Genomic DNA, 6370 nt, shown 5'->3' on the forward strand with positions numbered 1-6370 from the left:
GCCGCCAGTTTACCAGAGCCACTGGCGTCCGGACACCTTAAACCCGGCTCGCAACCAACTGCATGCCCAGCACCACCATGGCAAGACAGAGGAAGAGATTGAGAGCGATATTGAGCAGCGCTTTCAGATAGGCTCCATGTTGAGCCAGCACTACCGTATCGAGGGCAAAGGAAGAGAAAGTAGTCAGGGCACCGAGGATCCCCACCATCAGCAACGGCTTCATCGGGTGTTCTACCACATGACCATGACTGATGAGGGCAAATGCCACCCCCATGATGAAAGAGCCCACCACGTTGACCACCAGAGTCCCGTAAGGAAAGTGGCGCCCCAGCAGCAAGGCCATCAGTTCGGCAATCCCAAAACGAAGGCAGGCGCCGATGGCGCCCCCTGCAGCAACATAGAACCAGGTTTGCATGGTGTCACTCCCTCAGGGTCAGGCCGCCATTATGTCGCAATGGCGGCCCTTGTGCCCAGAGGCGGAACTAATCGACATCCAGCCTGATTGAAATCTCAGCGGCGAAAATCGATGGGCTCTGGCTGACCCAGCACGATCTCGGTCTGGGCCGGGCGGGTCTGGGCAATCACCTTGCCGTGGCGGATCGAGTAACGCACCGGCACCTGACGGCGCACCGCATCGAAGCCGTTCTCGGCGGGCAGGACCAACAGGTTGGCCGGTTTGCCCACCTCGATACCATAGCGATCCTGCACATTCAGGGTGCGGGCGCTGTGGCTGCTGATCAGCTTCAGACCGTCGTTGATCTGCTCGTAACCCATGATCTGGCAGACATGCAGCCCCATGTGCAGCACCTGCAACATGTTGGCGGTGCCCATGGGATACCAGGGATCGAACACGTCGTCGTGACCGAAACAGACGTTGATGTTCGCCTCCAGCATCTCCTTCACCCGAGTAATGCCGCGGCGTTTGGGATAGGTATCGAACCGCCCCTGCAGGTGAATGTTCACCAGCGGATTGGCCACGAAGTTGATGTCCGCCATCTTGAGCAGACGGAACAGGCGGGAAGCATAAGCACCGTTGTAGGAGTGCATGGCGGTGGTGTGACTGGCGGTGACTCTATGACCGATACCCCGCTCGTAGGCCAGGGTCGCCAGCGTCTCGATAAAACGGGACTGCTCGTCATCGATCTCGTCGCAGTGCACATCGACCAGAACCTGATACTTCTCGGCAAGATCGAAGATGTAGTGCAGACTTTCGACCCCATATTCCCGAGTGAACTCGAAGTGAGGGATCGCACCGATCACATCGGCCCCCAGCTTGAGCGCCTCCTCCAGCAGTGCCTTGCCATTGGGGTAGGAGAGGATCCCCTCCTGCGGGAAGGCAACGATCTGCAGCTCCACCCACTCCTTCATCTCCTCCCGCACTTCCAGCATCGCCTTGAGCGCGACCAGATTGGGGTCGGAGACATCGACGTGAGTACGGACGAACTGGATGCCGTTGGCGATCTGCCACTTCAGCGTCTGGATAGCGCGCTGTTTCACATCCTCATGGGTCAGCAGCGCCTTGCGTTCGGCCCAGCGCTCGATCCCCTCGAACAGAGTGCCGGAGAGGTTCCAGCTCGGCTCGCCCGCCGTCTGGGTGGTATCGAGGTGAATGTGGGGTTCGATAAAGGGGGCAATCGCCAGACCACCCTCCCCGTCCAGCACCCGACCGGCGACGGCATGTTCGTCATGGGGTTCGATGGCGGTGATGACCCCATCCTGACAGCGGATCTGCCACAACCCTTCCCGATCGGCCAAACGAATATGTTGAATCAGCATTTGTTAGCTTCCTGTACCAGAACCGGCCGCTGGGTGAGGCGAACCAGAATGAAATAGGTGAAGGCGGCGCCCAATACCGCGTTGAGTGGCACTATGCCCGGCAGCCACTTGCCGACAGCCACCCCGACTGCCGTGGCGACCAGCGCCTGCCAGCGCACCGTCTCGAACTGCTGATCGGCAAACTGACGGTAACGCTCACGATTGAGCAGGAAATCCATGATGATAATGCCACCGATCGGCGGAATTGCCGTACTCAAAAAGGCCAGCCAGCCGACAAAGTTGTTGTAAAGCCAGAGGGCGCAAGCCGTACCGATGAGGCCGTTGATCACGCTGAGGGGCTTGCTCTTGAGACCGGTAATGTTGGCAAAACCGAGGCCGGAGGCGTAGAGAGCGTTGTCGTTGGTGGTCCAGATATTGAGGCCCAGCACCAGAATGGCGGGGATCAACAGCCCCTGCATCAGCATCACTTCCGAGATATCGGCCTGCCCCGTTACCGCCGCACCAGCTGCACCGAAGACGAACATTAGCGTGTTGCCCAAAAAAAACGCCACCATGGTAATCATGACGGCGCCCCAAGGTTTGCGACCAAAGCGGACAAAGTCGGCGGTCAGGGTTCCTGCACTGATAAAGGAACCGACCACCATGGTCAGCGCCGTGGTGAACTCGATGGGATTGCTTGGTTGTACCTGCTGCAGTGCAGCCATGCCACCGGTCGAGGTCACCGCCAGCCAGACCGAGTAGCCGCCAAGCAGTGCAATGGCCGGTACGGCCACAAAGCTCAGCACCATCAGGGCGGAGATCCCGAAGTAGACGGTCACCGTCATCAACATGCCCGAAATGGCGATCAGCCAGTTCACATCTATGCCGGTCGCCTTCTGCACCGGCAGGGCAAACATCGCCACGCCCACGCCAAACCAGCCGACCTGAGTACCGCCGAGCAGCAGGGATGGCAGCCAGGAACCTTTCACCCCAAAGGAGTAACGAGCCAGCAGATGGGTAGAGAGGCCGGTTGAGGCACCGATATAACCGAGACAAGCTGTGTAGATACCCAGCAACAAGTTGCCGATAAGTACCGCCTTGATGAAGTCATCGAATACCAGCCCGGTACCCAGCGCACCACCGGTCCACATGCTGGCAGAGAAGAAGGTCAGGCCGAGCATCACCAGCATCAGCGACAGCACACCTTTGCGCCCTTTGGCGGGTACCGCCCCCAAACAGTATTCGTTATCCTGCGCCATGCTCTCTCTCCACGTAATAGGCAAAACGCGCCGGATTTTACATGTAAAACGTTTTACGTCAATCAATCATGGTTAAATCACTGGATAAAACCATCAATAGCAGTCAAATGAGTAACACATTAGGACTCAAACCAGCAGATAAACAGTGTCGGCTGCAAGCAGAGGGGGTTGCGGAATAGGAAATGTAAGGGGATATAAGAAAAATGACAGATGCAAAAAAGCCTCCCTTTTCAGGGAGGCTTTCTATTTAATGGTGCTGATACCCAGAATCGAACTGGGGACCTCATCCTTACCAAGGATGCGCTCTACCGACTGAGCCATATCAGCACACTAACCGGTAAAGACCACGCTGGGCGTAATCTTGAAATTGGGTGCCTGGCAGTGTCCTACTCTCGCATGGCGAATGCCACACTACCATCGGCGCTACCGCGTTTCACTTCTGAGTTCGGCATGGGATCAGGTGGTTCCACGGCGCTATGGCCGCCAGGCAAATTCTTCAATCTGAGAAAGCTGACGTGAATAACGAGGTTGCCTGTTGGCTTCGCTATCACTGAATTAGTAGTTCGCTTAGGTTTGCTACAAGCCTTAGAACACTTCTTGGGTGTTGTATGGTTAAGCCTCACGGGTAATTAGTATGGGTTAGCTCAACACATCACTGCGCTTACACACCCCACCTATCAACGTTGTGGTCTCCAACGGCCCTTTAGGACCCTCAAGGGGTCAGGGATGACTCATCTCAGGGCTCGCTTCCCGCTTAGATGCTTTCAGCGGTTATCGATTCCGAACTTAGCTACCGGGCAGTGCCACTGGCGTGACAACCCGAACACCAGAGGTTCGTTCACTCCGGTCCTCTCGTACTAGGAGCAACTCCCTTCAATCATCCAACGCCCACGGCAGATAGGGACCGAACTGTCTCACGACGTTCTGAACCCAGCTCGCGTACCACTTTAAATGGCGAACAGCCATACCCTTGGGACCGACTTCAGCCCCAGGATGTGATGAGCCGACATCGAGGTGCCAAACACCGCCGTCGATATGAACTCTTGGGCGGTATCAGCCTGTTATCCCCGGAGTACCTTTTATCCGTTGAGCGATGGCCCTTCCATTCAGAACCACCGGATCACTATGACCTACTTTCGTACCTGCTCGACCTGTCCGTCTCGCAGTTAAGCTGGCTTATGCCATTGCACTAACCTCCTGATGTCCGACCAGGATTAGCCAACCTTCGTGCTCCTCCGTTACTCTTTGGGAGGAGACCGCCCCAGTCAAACTACCCACCAGGCACTGTCCGCGAGCCCGATTCAGGGCCCTGCGTTAGAACATCAAACATACAAGGGTGGTATTTCAAGGACGGCTCCAGCGCAACTGGCGTCACGCCTTCAAAGCCTCCCACCTATCCTACACATGTAGGTTCAATGTTCAGTGCCAAGCTGTAGTAAAGGTTCACGGGGTCTTTCCGTCTAGCCGCGGGTACACCGCATCTTCACGGCGAATTCGATTTCACTGAGTCTCGGGTGGAGACAGCATGGCCATGGTTACACCATTCGTGCAGGTCGGAACTTACCCGACAAGGAATTTCGCTACCTTAGGACCGTTATAGTTACGGCCGCCGTTTACCGGGGCTTCGATCAAGAGCTTCGCTTGCGCTAACCCCATCAATTAACCTTCCGGCACCGGGCAGGTGTCACACCCTATACGTCCACTTTCGTGTTTGCAGAGTGCTGTGTTTTTGATAAACAGTCCCAGCCATCTGGTCACTGCGACTCCCGACAGCTCCATCCGCAAGGGACTTCACCATCAAGAGCGAACCTTCTCCCGAAGTTACGGTTCTATTTTGCCTAGTTCCTTCACCCGAGTTCTCTCAAGCGCCTTGGTATTCTCTACCCGACCACCTGTGTCGGTTTGGGGTACGATGACTTGTAATCTGAAGCTTAGAGGCTTTTCCTGGAAGCAGGGCATCAATGACTTCCGCACCGTGGTGCGTTCGTCTCGTGTCTCAGCGTTGTGTCTGCGGATTTGCCTACAAACACCACCTACGCACTTTCACCAGGACAACCGTCGCCTGGCCCACCTAGCCTTCTCCGTCCCCCCATCGCAATTACAAGTCGTGCAGGAATATTAACCTGCTTCCCATCGACTACGCCTTTCGGCCTCGCCTTAGGGGTCGACTCACCCTGCCCCGATTAACGTTGGACAGGAACCCTTGGTCTTCCGGCGAGGAGGCTTTTCACCCCCTTTATCGTTACTTACGTCAGCATTCGCACTTCTGATATCTCCAGCATGCCTCTCGACACACCTTCGCAGACTTACAGAACGCTCCCCTACCACTCACACATAAGTGTGAATCCGCGGCTTCGGTGCCTGGTTTGAGCCCCGTTACATCTTCCGCGCAGGCCGACTCGACTAGTGAGCTATTACGCTTTCTTTAAATGATGGCTGCTTCTAAGCCAACATCCTAGCTGTCTGAGCCTTCCCACATCGTTTCCCACTTAACCAGAACTTTGGGACCTTAGCCGGCGGTCTGGGTTGTTTCCCTCTTCACGACGGACGTTAGCACCCGCCGTGTGTCTCCCGGATATTACTTACTGGTATTCGGAGTTTGCATGGGGTTGGTAAGTCGGGATGACCCCCTAGCCCAAACAGTGCTCTACCCCCAGTAGTATTCGTCCGAGGCGCTACCTAAATAGCTTTCGGGGAGAACCAGCTATCTCCGAGTTTGATTGGCCTTTCACCCCCAGCCACAGGTCATCCCCTAACTTTGCAACGTTAGTGGGTTCGGTCCTCCAGTTGATGTTACTCAACCTTCAACCTGCCCATGGCTAGATCACCCGGTTTCGGGTCTACACCTTGCAACTAGACGCCCAGTTAAGACTCGGTTTCCCTACGGCTCCCCTATACGGTTAACCTCGCTACAAAATGTAAGTCGCTGACCCATTATACAAAAGGTACGCAGTCACCCCGAAGGGCTCCCACTGCTTGTACGTACACGGTTTCAGGTTCTATTTCACTCCCCTCACAGGGGTTCTTTTCGCCTTTCCCTCACGGTACTGGTTCACTATCGGTCAGTCAGGAGTATTTAGCCTTGGAGGATGGTCCCCCCATATTCAGACAGGATGTCACGTGTCCCGCCCTACTCGATTTCACATCAAGGTTGTTTTCGTGTACGGGGCTATCACCCTGTATCGCCGGCCTTTCCAGGACCGTTCCACTAACTTCCAAGATGCTTAAGGGCTAATCCCCGTTCGCTCGCCGCTACTGAGGGAATCTCGGTTGATTTCTTTTCCTCGGGGTACTTAGATGTTTCAGTTCTCCCGGTTCGCCTCGCTACGCTATGTATTCACGCAGCGATACCTAGC

The 6370-nt window shown here is 55.7% G+C and carries 3 protein-coding genes, 1 tRNA gene and 2 rRNA genes (1 of these 6 running past the window's edge); all 6 read right to left on the reverse strand.

The window, feature by feature from the left end:
- Positions 1–37 precede the first annotated feature (37 nt).
- Positions 38–415: a fluoride efflux transporter CrcB gene (gene crcB, locus ACTG20_RS01430; RefSeq protein ID WP_194494566.1), complete on the reverse strand. Its 378-nt coding sequence runs from the start codon at positions 413–415 to the stop codon at positions 38–40.
- Between the two features lie 95 nt (positions 416–510).
- Complete coding sequence (locus ACTG20_RS01435) at positions 511–1776, reverse strand: cytosine deaminase (RefSeq protein WP_139732641.1); 1266 nt, start codon at positions 1774–1776, stop codon at positions 511–513.
- Positions 1770–3014 (reverse strand): cytosine permease, encoded by a 1245-nt coding sequence (codB, locus tag ACTG20_RS01440; protein ID WP_005355867.1) that lies wholly within the window; start codon positions 3012–3014, stop codon positions 1770–1772. The genes ACTG20_RS01435 and codB overlap by 7 nt, the downstream gene beginning before the upstream one ends.
- Positions 3015–3265: 251 nt before the next feature.
- Positions 3266–3341, reverse strand: a tRNA-Thr gene (locus ACTG20_RS01445).
- Between the two features lie 46 nt (positions 3342–3387).
- Positions 3388–3502: ribosomal RNA gene (gene rrf / locus ACTG20_RS01450) — 5S ribosomal RNA — on the reverse strand.
- 120 nt (positions 3503–3622) lie between these two features.
- Positions 3623–6370, reverse strand: a 23S ribosomal RNA gene (locus ACTG20_RS01455) (it continues 142 nt past the right edge of the window).

This window comes from Aeromonas sp. 84A (assembly GCF_051919345.1).
GTDB lineage: Bacteria > Pseudomonadota > Gammaproteobacteria > Enterobacterales > Aeromonadaceae > Aeromonas > Aeromonas veronii.

Coding starts and splice junctions, on each gene's coding strand:
- crcB (WP_194494566.1), bottom strand. CDS start 415: ATGCAAACCTGGTTCTATGTTGCTGCAGGGGGCGCCATCGGCGCCTGC.
- ACTG20_RS01435 (WP_139732641.1), bottom strand. CDS start 1,776: ATGCTGATTCAACATATTCGTTTGGCCGATCGGGAAGGGTTGTGGCAG.
- codB (WP_005355867.1), bottom strand. CDS start 3,014: ATGGCGCAGGATAACGAATACTGTTTGGGGGCGGTACCCGCCAAAGGG.